General features: G+C 47.6%; 22 protein-coding genes and 1 tRNA gene. 10 read left to right on the top strand and 13 right to left on the bottom strand.

Annotated features, from left to right (window positions below; translation table 11 throughout):
- Positions 1–61: 61 nt before the first annotated feature.
- Together GVJ32_RS16775 and GVJ32_RS16780 are read right to left on the bottom strand one after the other, a co-directional pair.
- On the bottom strand, positions 62–445 hold the full coding sequence (locus GVJ32_RS16775; RefSeq protein WP_159241236.1) for a hypothetical protein: 384 nt from the start codon (positions 443–445) through the stop codon (positions 62–64).
- An 11-nt stretch (positions 446–456) separates the two neighbouring features.
- A complete protein-coding gene (locus tag GVJ32_RS16780) occupies positions 457–1,842 on the bottom strand; it encodes a site-specific integrase (RefSeq protein ID WP_159241237.1) in 1,386 nt (461 codons plus the stop codon).
- Positions 1,843–1,970: 128 nt separating this feature from the next.
- Between GVJ32_RS16780 and GVJ32_RS16785 the strand changes: the two genes are divergently transcribed.
- Both GVJ32_RS16785 and GVJ32_RS16790 read left to right on the top strand, forming a co-directional pair.
- Positions 1,971–2,189 (top strand): hypothetical protein, encoded by a 219-nt coding sequence (locus GVJ32_RS16785; protein WP_435808093.1) that lies wholly within the window; start codon positions 1,971–1,973, stop codon positions 2,187–2,189.
- A gap of 10 nt (positions 2,190–2,199) precedes the next feature.
- Positions 2,200–3,057, top strand: a complete 858-nt coding sequence (locus GVJ32_RS16790; RefSeq protein ID WP_159241238.1) for a hypothetical protein — start codon at positions 2,200–2,202, stop codon at positions 3,055–3,057.
- Between the two features lie 22 nt (positions 3,058–3,079).
- Here GVJ32_RS16790 and GVJ32_RS16795 read toward each other — a convergent pair whose 3' ends face one another.
- The 10 genes from GVJ32_RS16795 to rne form a co-directional block, all read right to left on the bottom strand.
- Positions 3,080–3,367 carry a 4a-hydroxytetrahydrobiopterin dehydratase gene (locus tag GVJ32_RS16795; RefSeq protein ID WP_159241239.1) on the bottom strand — a complete coding sequence of 96 codons (288 nt, stop codon included), beginning with the start codon at positions 3,365–3,367 and terminating at the stop codon, positions 3,080–3,082.
- A complete protein-coding gene (gene trmA / locus GVJ32_RS16800) occupies positions 3,364–4,464 on the bottom strand; it encodes a tRNA (uridine(54)-C5)-methyltransferase TrmA (protein WP_159241240.1) in 1,101 nt (366 codons plus the stop codon). Before trmA ends, GVJ32_RS16795 begins: the two co-directional genes overlap by 4 nt.
- A gap of 24 nt (positions 4,465–4,488) precedes the next feature.
- Positions 4,489–5,481: a glycosyl transferase family protein gene (locus GVJ32_RS16805; protein WP_159241241.1), complete on the bottom strand. Its 993-nt coding sequence runs from the start codon at positions 5,479–5,481 to the stop codon at positions 4,489–4,491.
- Positions 5,482–5,498: 17 nt separating this feature from the next.
- The gene (locus GVJ32_RS16810) at positions 5,499–5,834 is read right to left on the bottom strand and encodes a TusE/DsrC/DsvC family sulfur relay protein (RefSeq protein ID WP_159241242.1); all 336 of its coding nucleotides are present in this window, start codon (positions 5,832–5,834) and stop codon (positions 5,499–5,501) included.
- Position 5,835: 1 nt separating this feature from the next.
- Positions 5,836–6,099, bottom strand: a complete 264-nt coding sequence (tusB, locus tag GVJ32_RS18515; RefSeq protein ID WP_159241243.1) for a sulfurtransferase complex subunit TusB — start codon at positions 6,097–6,099, stop codon at positions 5,836–5,838.
- Positions 6,099–6,452: a sulfurtransferase complex subunit TusC gene (gene tusC / locus GVJ32_RS16820; protein ID WP_159241244.1), complete on the bottom strand. Its 354-nt coding sequence runs from the start codon at positions 6,450–6,452 to the stop codon at positions 6,099–6,101. Before tusC ends, tusB begins: the two co-directional genes overlap by 1 nt.
- Positions 6,453–6,851, bottom strand: coding sequence for a sulfurtransferase complex subunit TusD (gene tusD, locus GVJ32_RS16825; protein ID WP_159241245.1), 399 nt, complete (start codon positions 6,849–6,851; stop codon positions 6,453–6,455). It abuts the gene before it with no gap.
- A gap of 45 nt (positions 6,852–6,896) precedes the next feature.
- On the bottom strand, positions 6,897–7,568 hold the full coding sequence (locus GVJ32_RS16830; protein ID WP_159241246.1) for a Bax inhibitor-1/YccA family protein: 672 nt from the start codon (positions 7,566–7,568) through the stop codon (positions 6,897–6,899).
- 108 nt (positions 7,569–7,676) lie between these two features.
- Positions 7,677–7,766 (bottom strand) — tRNA-Ser (locus GVJ32_RS16835).
- Between the two features lie 158 nt (positions 7,767–7,924).
- Positions 7,925–10,684, bottom strand: a complete 2,760-nt coding sequence (gene rne / locus GVJ32_RS16840; protein ID WP_159241247.1) for a ribonuclease E — start codon at positions 10,682–10,684, stop codon at positions 7,925–7,927.
- 533 nt (positions 10,685–11,217) lie between these two features.
- Between rne and rluC the strand changes: the two genes are divergently transcribed.
- Entirely contained in the window at positions 11,218–12,171 is a 954-nt protein-coding gene (gene rluC, locus GVJ32_RS16845; RefSeq protein ID WP_159241248.1) for a 23S rRNA pseudouridine(955/2504/2580) synthase RluC, read from the top strand.
- Positions 12,171–12,827: an HAD-IA family hydrolase gene (locus GVJ32_RS16850; protein ID WP_159241249.1), complete on the top strand. Its 657-nt coding sequence runs from the start codon at positions 12,171–12,173 to the stop codon at positions 12,825–12,827. Before rluC ends, GVJ32_RS16850 begins: the two co-directional genes overlap by 1 nt.
- 8 nt (positions 12,828–12,835) lie before the next feature.
- On the opposite strand, the gene GVJ32_RS16855 is transcribed toward GVJ32_RS16850, so the two are convergent.
- A complete protein-coding gene (locus tag GVJ32_RS16855; RefSeq protein WP_159241250.1) occupies positions 12,836–13,435 on the bottom strand; it encodes a Maf family protein in 600 nt (199 codons plus the stop codon).
- 172 nt (positions 13,436–13,607) lie between these two features.
- Here GVJ32_RS16855 and GVJ32_RS16860 point away from each other — a divergent pair, with 172 nt between their 5' ends.
- The 6 genes from GVJ32_RS16860 (at position 13,608) to acpP (ending at position 17,549) form a co-directional block, all read left to right on the top strand.
- On the top strand, positions 13,608–14,129 hold the full coding sequence (locus GVJ32_RS16860) for a YceD family protein (protein ID WP_159241251.1): 522 nt from the start codon (positions 13,608–13,610) through the stop codon (positions 14,127–14,129).
- A gap of 26 nt (positions 14,130–14,155) precedes the next feature.
- Complete coding sequence (gene rpmF / locus GVJ32_RS16865) at positions 14,156–14,335, top strand: 50S ribosomal protein L32 (RefSeq protein ID WP_103684678.1); 180 nt, start codon at positions 14,156–14,158, stop codon at positions 14,333–14,335.
- Positions 14,336–14,343: 8 nt separating this feature from the next.
- Entirely contained in the window at positions 14,344–15,357 is a 1,014-nt protein-coding gene (gene plsX, locus GVJ32_RS16870; protein ID WP_286187623.1) for a phosphate acyltransferase PlsX, read from the top strand.
- Between the two features lie 27 nt (positions 15,358–15,384).
- Positions 15,385–16,326 (top strand): ACP S-malonyltransferase, encoded by a 942-nt coding sequence (gene fabD / locus GVJ32_RS16875; RefSeq protein WP_159241253.1) that lies wholly within the window; start codon positions 15,385–15,387, stop codon positions 16,324–16,326.
- Between the two features lie 36 nt (positions 16,327–16,362).
- Positions 16,363–17,100 (top strand): 3-oxoacyl-ACP reductase FabG, encoded by a 738-nt coding sequence (gene fabG / locus GVJ32_RS16880; RefSeq protein WP_159241254.1) that lies wholly within the window; start codon positions 16,363–16,365, stop codon positions 17,098–17,100.
- A gap of 212 nt (positions 17,101–17,312) precedes the next feature.
- A complete protein-coding gene (gene acpP, locus GVJ32_RS16885) occupies positions 17,313–17,549 on the top strand; it encodes an acyl carrier protein (RefSeq protein ID WP_103684682.1) in 237 nt (78 codons plus the stop codon).
- The last annotated feature ends 134 nt before the right edge of the window (positions 17,550–17,683 follow it).

Consider the following 17,683-nt stretch of genomic DNA (forward strand, 5'->3'; position numbering starts at 1 on the left):
GTCCCATGATGACACTCCAATAATTGACGGCTATTGTCTCTTATTAAAGCGTCCGGTTCATTCAACCAGAACACCGATCCCAATACGCGAGAATTGCGTCAGATGAAATTTGATCTCCATTGATGAAAATAATCCCATCTACTTCCATTTTAATAAGTGCGGAAAAAATGTTTTTTTTGTATATGAGAAAGGTTTCAGGCACTACTTTCATGGCAATTGCAGTCAAAATTGACTTTAGCTTTGATCGCAAATCATGAGAGACGAACGGGATTTCATCGAAGTTGATCTGAAACTCTTCCCATTGCCTTCTTCTAGAGGTAGGCGCGGATTTAAGTCGGTTAGATTTTTCTCGTTCATACCGAACTACCCAGATATCGGCCCCATTCTGCTCGTCTTTGTAAACTTGTGTCTGATAGTCTGAGTGACCATTAAAAATATGCTTCATACTTGAATCCGTCATGTTAAATCAGGCCTGTGAGCAAAAAAGGCATCAATTTTTTTGGCGAAATTGGCGTTCATTCCATCCTGTCTCCACTCGGTAAAGAGGCTGCCGTAGTGCTCTGGCATATCACTTGTAAGCGACCAGCCACCAAAAGATCGCAAGTTAGAAAGAACCATTTGTAGGTCAAATTTTTCTCCTTTACTTTCAGCGTATTCGAAAGCCTCAAATAGGTATAAAGTTGCTCTCGAGTGGCGGAACGTATAAGGAATGAAGTCATGTGTTGCCCCAACTGCTGTTAGCTCTGAAGATGACCTGTCAAGTAAGACGAGAAAGTGTTCTTTTATGCTAGAAAACAGTGTTGAGGGGTAATCTCTAGATCCGAGGGGGGCACCGCTTTCTTTTACAAACAGGAATCCTTTTGAGAGATTGCATCCACTCTTTGAAATAGCGGCCGCGATGGCTATCCGATAGAACCCGTTAAGATACTGCTCTCTCAGGTCGAAAAGTGCTTTTGGAACTGGTACGACTCGATTGTGGCGCCCGACAGATTTGTTTCTGGCGCGCTTACCTGGAGCTACTTCTTCACGGCTAAATTGCTTGTTATCACGGCTATCTTTGAATTCGACATAATAGTGTTCGCCGTCGCTTCGAAAATCCCTCAATCTCAAATTCATAACTTCTGATGGCCGACCGCCTGTCATTGCCAAACACAAAAGGTAGAGGCGATCTCTTTGTGCAGATGTTGAAGGTCTATTAGATTTTGTTTTGAATAAGTCAGCAGGGTCACGCTGGATCAGTTCTTTGACAACTGCCATAAACTGATCAGGTGGCAATGCTTTGACTTGATACTTCGTTTGTATGTTTCTTGCGGGAGGTATTGTGTTGCTTAGGCTTTTTTGGAAGCTAGCAAGCTGGTTATCGTAACTCTGGATCACTTTTAATGGAATTTCACGTCGAACTTTGGATGCCAAAAAGTCTAGGTAGCATGAAATCTGTCGCCAGGATGCATATTGTTCAGCCCTGGATCGTTGCATGAGTTGCTCGCTACCTTTTTGCAGTACTACTTTACTGAATTTCTTGTGCCGCGTAGTGCCTAAAAATAACCTTCCCTGAATGTAAGCCTTTCGAGACTCGGAGCTGAATGATAAGTAATTCTTCAAGTCGATGAGTTCGCTTGGGTCTAAAGGCGGTAATGCAGCCCTGAGCCTATGAAATACCGAGATTTTTTTGCAGTCCAAAAATCTCTCGAAGGCTAGAATTTCCCGCATTGCTTTGAGCTGGGTGTTGTAAGCATGTCTCGTAAGCACCTCCAGCAGATAGAGGTTCGGGTAGGCGTGAGGAAGTCCTGCCACATTAACCGCGAAAGGAGCGGAGCTTCTAGTGTTGATTACATAATCCATACTTTACACAATATTGCTTTCCGACATGTTCATTTTTAAGGTACTATTCATAAAATGCAGTGTAAAGAAAAGTTTTCATATTCCAAATCCTTAGGAGTAATATTATGTGAGGTAATGGGAGGGGTAAAGTGGTCTTATCTTTACAGTTAAAGAATGATCAGGCAGATAACGTGTTAAATTTCTTCCGGCAGGATCATGGTTACAAAGACGGAAGTTATATAAAAATATGGCAGGGCGAGGAGGATAATGTGCATTTAGTCGATATTTTGGCTAAAGCAGATGCTCAATCTAGTCAATTTGCCGACGAGGTGTACCAAGGTTTAGCTGCGCGCTATCCCAAGGCTTAGGTGCTAGGGAATGTCCTCCGACAAAATATCTACGTCTGCGTTAGCTAAACAGGGTGAAATTCCTGTTCAGCAGCTTTTCTCAGTTCTCAAGGATTACGGCTGGATACGCAAAGTTGATGATGGCTGGGCGCTGACTACCAAGGGGGAGTTTGAGGGGGGCAGCTACCTGAGTAGTAAACGATACGGGCGCTATATTGTCTGGCCGCAGGACTTACTTGAGCATCAACTTTTTAAGGCGATGGAAAGCAATAAGCTGCTGTCTGCTACAGCGCTTGGACGCCCTGAAGGTTTTAGTGGTCGTGAATTAAATCGACTATTTGTCGAGCTGGGCTGGTTAAAGCCCAGTCCTCGAGGTTGGGAGCTGACCGCAACAGGCAGTGCGCTTGGCGGTCAGGTATTTGAAAATCAACAAAGCAGTTTAAGCTATGTGCTATGGCCTGAGGATATCCGCGAGCGAGAAGCATTTATCCGCCTAATTCAGGAGTGCAAAATTGAGCCACAGGCCACCGGTGATTTATTTGGGGATAAGTCTTCCTGCTGGACGGCCATAGATGGCGTGGCCTGTAAGTCTCGGGAGCACTGTTGTATCGCGCAGTGGCTCTATTTAGCAGGGGTCCGTTATAGCATTTATCGACCTTTACCCGTCGACGAATTACAAGTCAGTGACTTTTATTTGCCGGATAGTGCAGTGTGTCTTGAATTTTGGGCTGCCACTGAGCATTCAGATGCAATATCAGCGCGGATGCGTCGCGCTGAAATCTGTAAGGAATTGAATTTGTCGGTACTGGATATTCATCCGGATGATATGCCGAGCTTAGATGATTATCTAAGTCGGCATTTACAGCAACTTGGCGTGGTGTTTTATTAACTCCTTTTTGATGCCAAGGCGTTTAACGTCCAAACTCAATTTTTATTGCCTCGGCTAAGGCGAGGTCTTTTGCAGTGAGGCCACCGGCATCATGAGTGGTTAAGGCAATAGTGACGGTTTTGTATACATTGCTCCACTCGGGGTGGTGATCAATTTTCTCAGCGCGAATTGCTACTCTCGTCATAAACGCGAAGGCGCTAATAAAATCGTCAAACTCAAATACACGGTATAGTTTGCCGTCTTTTAATTCCCAGTCTGGTAGATCATTAAGTGCATTGCTAATTTCTAAATCGGTTAGCTTCACTGTCATGGCTGGCCCCTTCTTTTTAAAAATACTCCGCATTCCATATGGTGAGTGTACGGGAACTGGTCGAACAGGGCGAAGGCATCTGCGGTATGAGTTTTGGTTAATATTTGCAAATCGCGATGTAGCGTTTCTGGGTTGCAGGATATATAGACAATATGTTCAAACGTTGAGATGAGCTCTCGAGTATTGTTGTCTAGGCCTGCACGCGGTGGATCGACCAGCACAGTATTTATATTGTAACTGTCTAAATCAATGTGCTCCAAGCGGCGGAAACTACGCTCTTTGTTAAGTGCTGAGGTAAGCTCTTCGCTAGACATGCGCAATACGTCGATATTGTTTACGTTGTTTAATGCAAAATTTTCGTGCGCGGCTTTAACGGAGGTCTTTGATATTTCTGTTGCGAGCACTTTTCTAAATTGCTTAGACAGCGGGATGGTAAAATTTCCGTTACCGCAATAAAGCTCTAATAAATCGCTGTTTGGGTTTTCTTTAACTTGGCTTTTAGCCCAGCTAATCATTGTTGCGTTTAGCACTCCGTTGGGCTGAGTAAAGCCACCTTCATATTGGTTGTAAATATAAAGCTCGCCGTCTACCGGTAATTTTTCGACGACATAATCGCGGTCTAATACTAATTTTTGCTTTTTGCTGCGACCAATAATTTGAATGTTAAGCTCACTCGCCAAAGTCCTTGCTAAAGCTTCCCACTCTTCATCTAGGCGTCGGTGATAAATCAGGCTAACCAGCATATCGCCACTTAAGGTGCTGAGGAACTCTACTTGGAATAGGCGTTTGCTCAATATTGTTTGGCAAATAATTTTATTTAATAGTACCGGCATCAAGTCATCTATGGATTTCGATGCGGTTGGAAATTTGTCGATCCGGACTGGGGTTTTCGGTTCAGCGGGGTCGAACATTGCGTAGTAGGCGTCGCCATTGTCATGCCATAAACGAAACTCTGCCCGTAGTCGGTAGTGCGCGGGATGAGATGGAAAAACAGTAGGTGCTGGCAGTGCTAAGTCCGTAAAAATCGACCCGACCTTCTGCGCTTTGTCTTGCAAAATCGCGGGGTAATTGTCGATGTCGATAGGGTTAATACTCATAGTGTGTCCGTGGTGTGGCGCTTTTCAGCGTGGTGAGAGGCGCGCGCGATTTCGGCTCTGCCAGATGTTAGCTGCCTGGTCTAGGCATTGCTGCTGATCTAGTTCGGGCGAGCGTAGCTGTATGACAATGGCGATAGTGCCAAGAATAGCCAAGCGGCCATATTCGTCGACGGCGTCGTCCCGCCAAGCCTTAATAAGATCGTCGATATTGAGTGTTTCTTGCTTTTCTTGGCGGCCATCGACTAGTTTTGGCCATTCAGATTCCGACAACTCTTTGTTGTGAACCATCTTAACTTTGCATACGGCTTCTGGTTTGCGCTCCGCTTCACCGGCTTCGCCTTTAAAGACCGCTGCATGTGCTTGGCCCAGCAGCGCCGCAGCCCGTTGATGATTTTCAGCATAGGCGGGATGAAAAATACTCTGTAGGGAGTAGGGCGCCGATAACGGATTTAATAAGCGAGATAAGGTGTGAACAGGTGAGCGGAGACCAAAATGACTACGCAAATCTATCATTCGCTGTAGCACGGGTGAAAAATTGGCTAAGGGCAGATAGGCAAAATTTGATTGATCAAGTTTGTCGCTAAGCTCCTGCCAGTTTGATGCTGGTGCCTCACCTAGTGTCGCAAGCACATGCTCACTGTAAATACGATCTTGGGTATGGCCTGCGGCACCGTGCATGAAGACGCGCAAACCGCTATCGGCAAGAGCCAGCGCTGCGAGTAAGTACCACGGCAATTGTCGGCGTTTGCCTGCGTAGCTTGCCCAATCTATATCTACCGCTATTGTGGGCGCTGAAATATCATCTCTCGCCGCTTTTACAAATCCAGCAAGCTCTTCGTGGCTTTCTTCTTTTACGCGGAGCAGCATAAGAAATGCGCCGAGCTGAACGTCTTCGACTTCACCGCGTAAAATCATGCCCATAGCTTGCTGAGCTTCGATTTCGCTCAGAGATCGCGAACCGGTTTTTCCTTTACCTAGAATCCGCACATACTGCGCGAAGGGGTGTTCTACCGACATGATGTACTCATTGAGGTTTAGAGGCAGTTATCGGGCCGAGGTAGGCCCGCAATTTTGCTGAGACTTTTTGCGGGACTGTCAGGAAAGCACGTTAAAAAGTAGAGACTATTTCCTTTCTCAGAACCCAGCTCAAGTTTCGCGTATTTTATCAGCGGGCGCATAGCGGGTGATAGGCCAAACTCTTGATAAAAACGCTGTACCAGCAGAATAAGCTCCCAGTGTTCGTCCGTGAGAGTTATCCCACATTCGCTTGCTAGGGCTTTGGCGACATCGGGGGACCAGTCGCCTAAATTTTTTAAAAAACCGTCGGGGTCGGTGGCAATGTTCTGGCCGAGTACGGTGAGGTCTGCCATTTTACCAGCTTAGACACTGTGCGTGGGCAGCACATAGGTCAACGAATTGGGTAAAGCATATTTCTTTTATACTGTTTGGCGCGCTAATACCTCTGCGCTTGAGATCGTCAGTTAAGGCGTAGACGGTAATATTTTCACTTAATATCTGCGGGATGGATGCTGATAGCACAACGGCGTCTTCAATTAATATTATTGAATCAGTGTCAGAAATACTGCTTTGACATCGGCTCAGGCTAGCTGTGCTATTAAGAATATGTAGGTGCATTAGAAGCTTTGTACCCGATCTGCGGCGGCTATTAATTGCTGTAGCGCTGGGCGTGAAATAGCTCTCGCGTGCACTAATAAATTACTTTCGCTAATGGCGCGACTTTGTCGGTCATCATCTAAGTAATATATATTCTCAATGTCGTATAAGGGCAGCGCGTTTATTACGCCGATGTGTGGTTTAGTCTCAACACTTTGAGCGTCCGTGGCATTGAGGAGTTGATATATGGCGTCTTCTAGAAACACGATGCTTACTTTTTGATCAAACGCTGCTGTCGCCAAAGCCATATCTAGAGCTTCACGTGCAAGACTATGCCCATAGGCTTGTCGGCTAAATAAATAGAGGAAATGCATCTAGCTTCCAAACCGAATGACGCGATCAGCATTGATACAGGCATCTACCCACTGACCTAGTCCGCCGATATTGAAACCTTCCGCCATATTATGGCCAGTTACGTCATAGCGCTGCGCTTCTTTTTGATCGATAACACCGCGACGCAATGCGCTAGAAACACAGATGACTAAATCGAGATCGTGTTCTTTCTGAAGAGCTTGCCATTGCTTTGGAATGGCTTGTTCGTCTTGTGGTGGGGTAATAAAGCTATTTGCGCAATGCACCCCGTCGTTAAAGAAGAAAATTCGGTAAATGCTGTGCTGACGTTCAATAATTGCTTTGCAAAACTGCAGGGCGGTTTTGCTGGATTGATCTGAATAGGGTTGGCCCGTTACCAGAATAGCAAAACAGAGGCTCATAAGAGCCCCTGTTCTACGGTGTTCAAATAGATGTTAAGCGTGTGGCTAGTCGTCACCACTGAAAACACCTAATAAATGCAGCAGATGAACAAATAAATTGTAAATATCAAGGTATAGCGAGACGGTGGCGCGAATGTAGTTGGTTTCGCCGCCGTGAATAATACGGCTGGTATCAAATAAGATCAGCCCAGACATAATAAATACTGCAGCAGCAGAGATAGCCAAAGACGCTGCAGGTACTTGGAAGAACAGATTAGCGATACCAGCAACAACCATTACTAGCAGGCCGATCATCAAAAAGCCGCCAAGGAACGAAAAGTCTTTGCGGGTAGTAAGTACATAGGCAGATAGGCCAAAGAATACTAAGGCGGTGCCACCTAGTGCTTGCATAACCAGCTCGCCACCATTCGGTAGGGCAAGGTACATTTTAAGCATTGGCCCCAAGGCCGCGCCTAATAGGCCGGTGAAAACGAAAATGGCAACGATGCCTTTGCTTGAGTCAGCCGTTTTATTAACGACAAACAACATTACAAAGCCGAGGAGTGAAAGAACAAGTCCCGTGCCATGACCAATATTCATTGCCATAGCTAAGCCAGCACACATTGCGCTAGTTACTAGGGTCATGCCTAGTAGCATATAGGTGTTGCGAAGAACTTTACTAGTTTCCAGTGCGGCTAAGGGCTGCGTATGCGCCTGAAAGACCGATTTGTCTTGCATGTCTTACTCCGTTAATTACTAAACAAAGATAGTGTAAACAGAGCTTATCATACTGGGTGTGGAGTAACTTGGGAAGGAAGTTTGGAAGCTGATAGGTTTTGGATAAAGTGGCGGAGGGGCAGGGATTTGAACCCTGGGTTGGGATAAACCAACGCCGGTTTTCAAGACCGGTGCAATCGACCACTCTGCCACCCCTCCGCAGCAGTTGCGAATTATACATAGCTTGTTTAGCGAAACAAGCAGTATTATAAAAAAGACTTATAAATCAGTTTGATGACGTGCTGATTGGATGAAATTTAGGCAAAAAAAGCCCAGCGTATAAGCTGGGCTTGGGGTTATATAAGAAGAGTGGGGTATTAGTTACGCGGATCGTTTGCTGCCCTAGGCATTTTCGGGCGGTTCGGATTAGGCATAGCTACGATATTTGCGTCTAATGCGGGTGGCCTTGGGCTCGCAGTGCCGATCTGCAAGTTCTGAATCGGTTTTGGTGCGATCCGGGGGTCATTTGTCGCACGCCCGAGTGGTTTTGTATTTTTGACAGCGATTGTGCTGGGCTCATTTGTTTTCGCAGTGGGTTTCTCTGCGATAGGTTTTGCTGGGCTTGGCTTATCGTCACTCTCGACTTTTACTGGTTCTGGGCTTGATTCAGCTTTTGCCTCAGTCGTATTTGCGACTGCTGGCGGCTCTTCTGATTGAGGTTGCACGGGGGCTGGTGCTGAAGTGGGTACTGGAGCTTCACTGCTAAGGGCTTGCTCGCTTGCTGCAGCTTCCGGCTTAGTGGTTTCTTTAGCAGCTGTGTTGAGGTCATTATCTTTAACTGCTTTCGGGGTGATGCTTTTGGTGGTGTGCTCGGCCTGCACGTTTAATTCGGTCGCCGGTAGCTTGGAGCTATCGTTTACTTGGTTAATTGGTGTACCGGCGACAACATCCGCTTTTTCCTGTGCCTTGTTGTCGAAGTCGATAGCTTGCTCTATTTTGTTGTTTATCGGCTCGCTGGAAAGCTGTGCTTCTCCATTAGTAGAGTTTGCGGGCTCTGCAGCGACGTTTTCCTCTACAGTGGGGGCCGGGGTACGTTTGCGCTCTTGCGAGTTGCGTGGTTTGCGATTACCTGGGCGACGCTTGGGCCTGTTGTTGCTCTCATTGCTGGTATTCTGCTCTGTGCTTGCGGCAGTGATATCGACAACGGCGTCATCTTGCTTTGCCTCGTTATCGACTTTGTTGCTGCGATTATCCGTGACTCGTTTGTCGTCACGAGGTGCGCGTTGATCTGGGTTGCGACGGTTGCGTCCGCCTCGGTTGTTGTTGCGGTTTCCCGGACGATTATTGTTGCGCGGATTGTTGTTGCGTGGGCGTGGTGCGGGTGTTGGTTCGGGCTCTGGTTCCGGCTCAGCCGATTTAAACAGACTGCTAAGCGCTTTGCCTAGCTTGCTGAAAAAGCCTTCGCCATTGTCAGCGGAGCTGGATTTTACCTTGGTATTCTCGCTACTGGTTTCCGCGGCGACTGGGGTGGGTTTCTTGGGCGCTAGTGTTCGCACAACGGCCGCAGGTACTGGCGTGCTTGTTGTGACTTCGTCTAAAGCTTCAGCTTGTGCTTCAAGATCAGCAACTATTTTGTAGCTGATTTCTTTTTCGTCACCAATGTCGCTATCCCGCAGGCGCATAACTTCAAAGTGTGGCGTGTCTAGCGCAGGTGTTGGAATGACGACGACACGTACGCCGCTGCGCTGCTCCACATCGTAAATAGCGGTACGCTTTTCGTTTAATAAGTAAGATGCGACATTTACTGGTACTACAACGCGAATTTCAGCGCTTTTCTCTTTGTTGGCTTCTTCTTCAACAAGGCGAAGTATGGATAGCGCGAGTGAGTTCGTGTCACGAATGGTGCCTTGGCCACTGCAGCGTGGGCAGACTTTTGCGCTGGTTTCACCAAGTGACGGACGCAAGCGCTGGCGTGACATTTCCAGCAGGCCGAAGCGTGAGATACGGCCGATTTGAATGCGGGCGCGATCAGGCTCCATGGCGTCGCGGACACGATTTTCCACTTCGCGTTGATTTTTCGCTGCTAGCATGTCGATAAAATCGACAACAATCAGGCCGCCAATATCACGTAATCTTAGCTGGCGGGCGATTTCATCGGCAGCTTCAAGGTTGGTTTGTAGGGCCGTTTCTTCGATATCACCGCCTTTTGTTGCCCGGGCAGAGTTAATATCGATAGATACCAGTGCTTCAGTGGGGTCGATAACAATCGAGCCGCCTGAGGGTAATTGTACTTCACGCTGAAAGGCGGATTCGATTTGGCTTTCAATCTGGTAGCGATTGAATAGCGGGACTTGATCTTTATACAGGCGAATTTTGTTTTTGAAGTGCGGCATTACCTGTTCAACGAAATGCATAGCTTCGTTGTATGATTCTTCGGCATCAATCAGAACCTGGTCGATATCGTCGCGTAAATAGTCGCGAATGGCGCGAATAATAACATTGCTTTCCTGCAGAATCAGGATGGGCGCCTTGCGTTCTTCTGAGGCTTGCTTGATGGCTGACCAGAGGTGGAGAAGGTAATCTAAATCCCATTGCAGTTCTTCGGAGCTGCGGCCCACACCTGCGGTGCGCACAATAACGCCCATCGAGTCTGGAATGTTGATTGAGCTAAGGGCATCTCGTAACTCGCTGCGCTCGTCACCTTCGATTCGGCGCGAAATACCGCCAGCGCGTGGGTTGTTTGGCATTAATACCATGTACCGACCAGCGAGGCTGATAAAGGTAGTTAATGCTGCGCCTTTATTGCCGCGCTCTTCTTTTTCGACCTGAACAATAACTTGAGTGCCTTCTTTGACAAGATCTTTAATCTTGGCGCGGCCACTGACATCGGAAGGGTTGCGGTAGAAGTATTCTTTAGATATTTCTTTGAGGGGGAGGAAGCCGTGACGCTCAGCGCCAAAATCAACAAACGCAGCTTCTAAGCTAGGTTCTACACGGGTAATGGTGCCTTTGTAGACATTGGCTTTCTTCTGTACGCGAGTACGGTTTTCTATATCCAGATCAAATAAGCGCTGGCCGTCTACGAGGGCAACGCGCAACTCTTCTGGTTGAGTTGCGTTAATAAGCATTCTTTTCATGAGCTAAAAATCCCAAAAGCCGGGATTTGTTGCGCCACTCGTGCGATCGAGCATCTTTAAGCGTTCTGATATACGCTGCATTACCTTGTGGGTCCGCAGTAGTTTATGCTGCGCTGCACGGGTACATCAGTGTGGCCTGTAACCTGGCCTTTATATTCCAGTTCGCTGGGGTGTGTGTTTTTACAGTCCCGCGCTGGGCGTCTTTCATCTATTACTGTTGGGCGCTTATTTGCTGCGCCAGTATTGGTAACGTTCTTTACGTCGCTTTCTCAGAGTTCTTTCACAGCCGTGGTGTAAACAAATATCGGCAGTACTATTAATTAATGTACCGACACTGCGTTAGAATGCCGCCGGTACACTGCTATTCACTGATGGAAATAAGGCTGTGCGTCATAATCGCAGTCTTTGCCTTAGTAGATGGCCGGCGGTCTTCCCTCACGTCACAGCCATGCTGTGGCGGGAACCGGACCCGGTAACTACCGGGCGACTATATCAGTATTCAATAACTAACTCAATGAGTTACGGGAGTGTATGTGAGTTCAGAAACTGTCATCAATCCAGTAGTGCGCTTGGTGACTGTCGAAGCTGATTACGCAGGGCAGCGTATCGACAATTTCTTAATGCGAGAATTAAAAGGTGTGCCTAAGTCGCGGATTTATAACCTTTTACGTCGCGGCGAAGTGAGGCTTAATAAGTCTAGGGTTAAGCCTGATCAAAAATTGGCCTTCGGGGATGTGGTGCGTGTTCCGCCGGTAAGAGTGGCGGTCAGGGAGGGCGTGGTGGTTCCTGGTGGCTTAGATAGTAATCTACGCTCAGCGATTTTGTATGAGGATGAAGGTTTAATTGTTATTAACAAGCCTTCAGGCTTGGCGGTGCATGGTGGTAGCGGGATTTCGCTTGGTTTAATTGAGGCCTTGCGGCAAATGTATCCTGAGCAGCGAAGTTTGGAGCTGGTTCACAGGCTAGACCGCGATACTTCGGGTTGCGTTATGGTGGCAAAGAAGCGCGGCGTGTTAAAGCAGTTGCATGAATTGTTAAAAGCCCGCAAAGGCGTCGATAAGCGGTATTTGGCCTTGGTAGTGGGTAGGTGGCCGGTTCGCAAGCAGCAGGTTAATGCGCCATTACAAAAAAATGTGCTCAATTCTGGCGAGCGAATGGTGAGAGTTGAGCTTGAGGGTAAAAAATCACTGACGGAATTTACCGTAGTGAAGCGTATTGCTGGCGCGAGTTTGATCGAGGCGCGGCCGGTAACGGGGCGCACGCACCAGATACGTGTTCATTGCCAATACGCAGGCTACCCTATATTGGGTGATGATAAATATGGTGATGATGAGGCTAATATCAATTTTAAACGGTTAGGTCTTAAGCGCCTTTTTCTTCACGCTCACTCTTTGGCGTTTACCTTGGATGGGCGGCATATTAATGTGAAGGCGCCTCTGCCTGATGAGTTAGAAAAAGTCTTAGAGCTTGGTGGTAGTGAATTGTAATGCTTATAATTTTTGATTGGGACGGTACCATTTTAGATTCGAGCGACAAGATCGTTTTTTGCATGCAACAAGGCGCACGGGATTTTGGTGTAGCGGTTCGTGATGCCGAAGAAATACGCAACATTATTGGTTTAGAGTTGAGCTTGGCGATTGCATTTTTATATCCCGAGTTAAATAGGTTGGCGGTTGAAGAAATGCGAGCCTGCTACGTTCGCTGCTTTATCGAGGCGGACCGCCAACCTTGCCAGTTGTTCCCGGGCGTAGAGGCAACGTTGCAGGCATTAAAGATGGCGGGGCATGATTTATGTGTGGCGACCGGTAAAAGTCGGCGGGGTTTGGATCGTGTATTTGCAGGTTTAGAGATCAGCAAGCTGTTTAGTGGTAGTCGCTGCGCTGATGAAACCGCATCAAAACCCGATCCTTTGATGCTGCACCAATTGTGCGCGGAGCGCTCTGTTGATCCTGGTAAGGCAGTGATGGTGGGGGATACCGAGTACGATTTGGAGATGGCGAGCCGGATTGCTATGCCGCGTGTTGGTGTGTCGTATGGCGCCCACAGTGTTGAGCGCTTAATGCGGTGGGAGCCGCTGTCCGTGCTTGATGAGTTCTCGATGCTGCTGCCGGAAATCGAAAGGCATCAGCGTTCTTTGTTGTAAGGTGGGGGCTAAATTATTACTAGACCCTCGTTTCTAAGAAATTCGCAGAGTTTAATTAGCGGTAGGCCAATCAGAGAATTGGGGTCGTCGCTGTGAATGTGCTTAAACAGGCTGATGCCTAATCCCTCCATCTTGAAGCTGCCGGCGCAATCAAATGCTGGCTCTTTCTTTATATAGTTGTCGATTTCGTTGCCACTCAGATCGCGAAAGTGCACAAGTACGCGCGCGGTGTGGTGTTGTAAATGGTTAGTGGCGGAGTTTAATACGCAGAGCCCTGTGTGAAAGATAATTTCTCGGCCTGAGCATAAGCTTAGTTGCTGCTTTGCGGTTTCTGCATTACCAGGCTTGCCGAGTATGACGCCGCCTGCGTCGCAAACTTGGTCTCCGGCGATAATAATGGCATTGCTATGGGGCTTGGCGATTCTCTGCGCCTTTTCTATGCTTAGTCGCGTCGCGAGAGCATGGGCGCTTTCCTGTGTGCAGGGGGTTTCATTGATGTCGGGCGAAATACATAGTGGATGTAAGCCGATTTGGTTTAGTAGTTTTAGTCGATATTTTGAGCTAGAGGCTAAAATTAAGGGCGGGTGGGGTTGCGTGTTGGCTTGCATGGATTGCTATGTCCTATTTTGAGGCTTGGGGCTTAACGCGTTTAACGGCGGCTGGCGTGGGCGAAATTCTGGCGGAGAACACAAGGTGTTGTGCTTTCTACCCCTAAGCCCCCAATAATACGGGTGTTTTTGCTTTGACAATAGGCTGTGAAGTCCCTATGATTGCGCGCCTATGCAAAGACAGCCCCTGCCCAAGTTTGTTGATGCTCGTAAATTTGTTGTTTCAGGTATGGAAATTCATGCTTATCGACAAGTTGAGGGCCTCGATCTTTTCGTTGCCGGTCTCGCTAATAGCAGCGGTTCGGTAGACGTTGATTTGCGTTTTTTTCGAGACGAGCAGGGGTTTAAGTGCATACAGGGTAGCGCGGTTGCGCAGGTTGAGGTTATTTGTCAGCGCTGTCTAAACCCGATGCCTATATGCATTGAAGCTGAATTTAATTTAGCTATCGTGTGGACGGATGAGCAGGCCAGGGCGCTTCCAAAATCATTGGATCCTTTGATTTTGGAAGAAGAAAGTCTAGTGCTCGCTGATTTGCTGCAAGAAGAGTTAATCATAAATACTCCCTTTGTTAGTTTTCATGACGAAGAGTGTCGCGAATTTATACCTGAGCCAGAACCGGTTGAGGTCGTTTGTGACGTAGAGGAAGGTGATAAGCCGTTTGCTATGTTGGGGCAATTAAAGCCCCGCGATTAATCTTTAGTACGAGGAATTTTTAGGCCATGGCTGTTCAAAAAAGTAAAGTGACCCGTTCACGTCGCGGTCAGCGTCGTTCACATGATGCACTGACTGGTGCAACTCTGTCTGTTGATCAAACTAGTGGTGAAAAGCATCTTCGTCACAATGTGACTGCGGATGGTTTTTTCCGCGGCCGCAAAGTTGTCGCTGGTAAAGACGACTAAATATTTGCGTGGCATCGCAGCTGCGATTAGCCGTTGATGCAATGAGCGGAGACCATGGTCTCCGCTCATCTATTTCTGCCTCGCTCAATGCGCTGAATCAAAATTCAGCTCTTCATATATCATTGGTTGGTGACGAAGCCGCCATTCGATCTGCGCTCGCTAGTAAAAACTACGACACGTCTAGAGTTTTAATTTGTCATAGCCCTGATGTTGTGACGATGGACGATTTGCCGTCTAAAGCCCTGAGATACAAAAAAAAATCCTCTATGTATCGAGCCCTTGAGCTGCTTCGTGATGGTGATGTGGCCGGCGTAATTAGTGCAGGTAACACCGGTGCACTGGTTGCGATGGGTTGCATAATATTGGATCGCTTGCCAGGGGTTCGCCGTCCGGCCATTTGTGCACCGGTTCCCGCTGAAAATGGCTATACACTTATGCTTGATTTGGGCGCGAATATTGATTGTGATGCAGAGCAGTTGTATCAGTTCGCTGTCATGGGTTCGGCGCTATCTAGTGTGTTGGACGGGCGCGATTCGCCGCGTTTGGCATTATTAAATGTTGGGGCTGAGTTAATCAAGGGTACGTCTGTTGTGAAAGAGGCTGCCGAGTTGATATCTGCTGATAGCAGTCTTAACTATATTGGCTTTGCCGAGGGCAATGATATTTTTTCGGAAGAAATAGATGTCATGGTTTGCGATGGCTTCACTGGTAACGTTGCTCTGAAAGTCTGTGAGGGTACGGCCAACTTTATACGTGGCCAATTAAAAGCGACATTTATGCAAAGCCTTTACGGCAAGCTGGCTGCGCTGCTAGTCAAGCCGGTATTAAACGCATTTCAAAAAGATATAAACCCCGAACGCTATAACGGTGCGGCCTTATTAGGTTTAAATGGGGTGGTAATAAAAAGTCATGGTGGTTCTAGCGAAGAAAGTTTTGAGGCGGCAATTCATCAGGCGGCAAGAGCGGTACACCGTGATTTGACGCAAGCAATAGCTAGCCGCTTATGCAGAACAGAATCATAATAATTCGACGTTAATAAGGAATAGATAATGGATACTCAGCAACTTGCACTGGTTTTCCCCGGTCAGGGTTCTCAGAAAGTCGGTATGCTGGCCGAGCTAGGCGAGTCATTTAGTATTATTAAAAACACATTTGCCGAGGCGTCAGACGCGCTTGGCTACGATATGTGGGATTTGATTCAGAACGGTGAACAAGCGCAGCTTAATCTAACTGAAACCACTCAGCCGGTATTGCTAACGGCGAGTGTGGCGGTGTGGCGCTTGTGGTGCGAGCAAGGTGGTTTGCGTCCCTCTTTATTGGCGGGGCATAGTCTTGGTGAGTTTTCTGCACTGGTATGTGCTGGTGCTTTAAATTTTGCTGATGCAGTACGCTTGGTGCGTGCGCGTGGCCAGTATATGCAAACTGCGGTGCCGGTAGGTGAGGGGGCGATGGCCGCGGTGCTGGGTCTAGATGACGCGCAAATAATACAGATTTGCGCAGAGGCGTCTAGCGGCGGTGTGGTAGAAGCAGTGAATTTTAACTCGCCGGGACAAGTAGTTATTGCGGGGCAGGTTGCCGCCGTCGACAAGGCAATTGAGCTGCTTAAGGCCGCTGGCGCGAAGCGCGCAATGCCGCTACCCGTTAGCGCACCATTCCATACCTCATTGATGCGCCCCGCTGGTGAAAAATTAGCACTGGCCCTTACAGATATTGCGGTTCAGCAGCCTAATATTCCCGTTGTACATAACGTGCACGGCAAAACAGAGTCCGATCCAGCGGAAATTAAAGCCCTGTTGGTGGAGCAAATTTACAGTGCGGTTAAGTGGGTTGATTGCGTAGAAACAATGGTTGCTGCCGGTATTACCCACACAATCGAATGTGGCCCAGGTAAAGTGCTTAGCGGCTTAAATAAGCGCATTAATAAATCGTTGAATTGCAGCAATATCGATTCGCCTGAAAGCCTAGCGGCGTCACTGGAATCTATCGCGTAATTTGCGACGAGAGAAAATATTATTAAGGAGTTTGGTATGACTGCAAAAATTGCATTAGTAACTGGCGCTAGCCGTGGAATAGGGCAGGCCATCGCGATTGCTGTTGGAAAGCTGGGTTATACGGTGGTCGGTACGGCGACCTCGCAAGGCGGTGCCGATGCGATTACCGCGCATTTTAAAGAATCTGGCATTGAAGGTATGGGTATGATGCTCAATGTCGCTGATTCTGAGTCGGTCAATAGTGTTGTTAAAGCAATTGGTGAGCAGTACGGTGCGCCATCGGTATTAATTAATAACGCCGGTATTACCAAAGATAACATCATGCTCCGTATGAAGGACGACGAGTGGTTTGATGTTATCGACACCAATTTGAACTCGCTTTATCGATTAAGTAAGGCGTGTTTGCGCGGTATGACCAAAGCGCGCTGGGGTCGGATTGTGAATATCAGCTCTGTCGTTGGCGCAATGGGCAACGCTGGGCAAGCTAATTACGCGGCTGCAAAAGCGGGTATGGATGGATTTACTCGTGCTTTGGCGCGTGAAATTGGTTCTCGTGGTGTTACCGTTAATGGTGTTGCCCCAGGTTTTATCGATACCGATATGACTAAGAAGTTGGGTGATGATCAGCGCGATGCGCTGAAAAATCAGATCCCGCTGCAGCGTCTTGGTAGCCCAGAAGAAATCGCCGGTGTTGTTGCCTTTTTGGTTAGCGACGCTGCAGCCTACGTTACGGGTGAAACTATCCACGTAAATGGCGGCATGTATATGGCGTAAACATATGTTTGGGAAGGAATTTTTCTTCCTGAATGTGAATTTTTCATATTTTGCTATGCACAATCGGCATCAGTCGCGGTAGAATGAGCGCCCAAGTGCTGGCAGTATGAAACACGATTTCGGCGGCTGCGCTTTTTGCATAGGGTTTTGTCACTCAGCAAAATGTATAGCAGGCCCAAAATTTTAATTTTAATTAGGAGTCACCAACGACCATGAGTAGCATTGAAGAGCGCGTCAAGAAGATTGTTGCAGAGCAACTAGGTGTTAAAGAAGAAGATGTGTCAGAGTCTGCATCATTCGTAGAAGACCTGGGCGCGGATTCTCTGGATACTGTTGAGCTGGTAATGGCTCTGGAAGAGGAATTCGAAACTGAGATTCCTGATGAAGAAGCAGAGAAAATTACGACTGTGCGTTTAGCTATTGATTACATCAAAGAAAACCTACAGTAAGCAGTAATATAACGGCCTAGCCGTTTAAAAAGCCGTTTCTATGTAATGTAGGGCGGCTTTTTTTATGCCTGAACGTGCAACATCCGTATAGTAAATCTTGCGTATAATGCATGTGATACGACTAGGGAGGGGGT

Source organism: Zhongshania aliphaticivorans (genome assembly GCF_902705855.1).
Classification (GTDB): domain Bacteria; phylum Pseudomonadota; class Gammaproteobacteria; order Pseudomonadales; family Spongiibacteraceae; genus Spongiibacter; species Spongiibacter aliphaticivorans_B.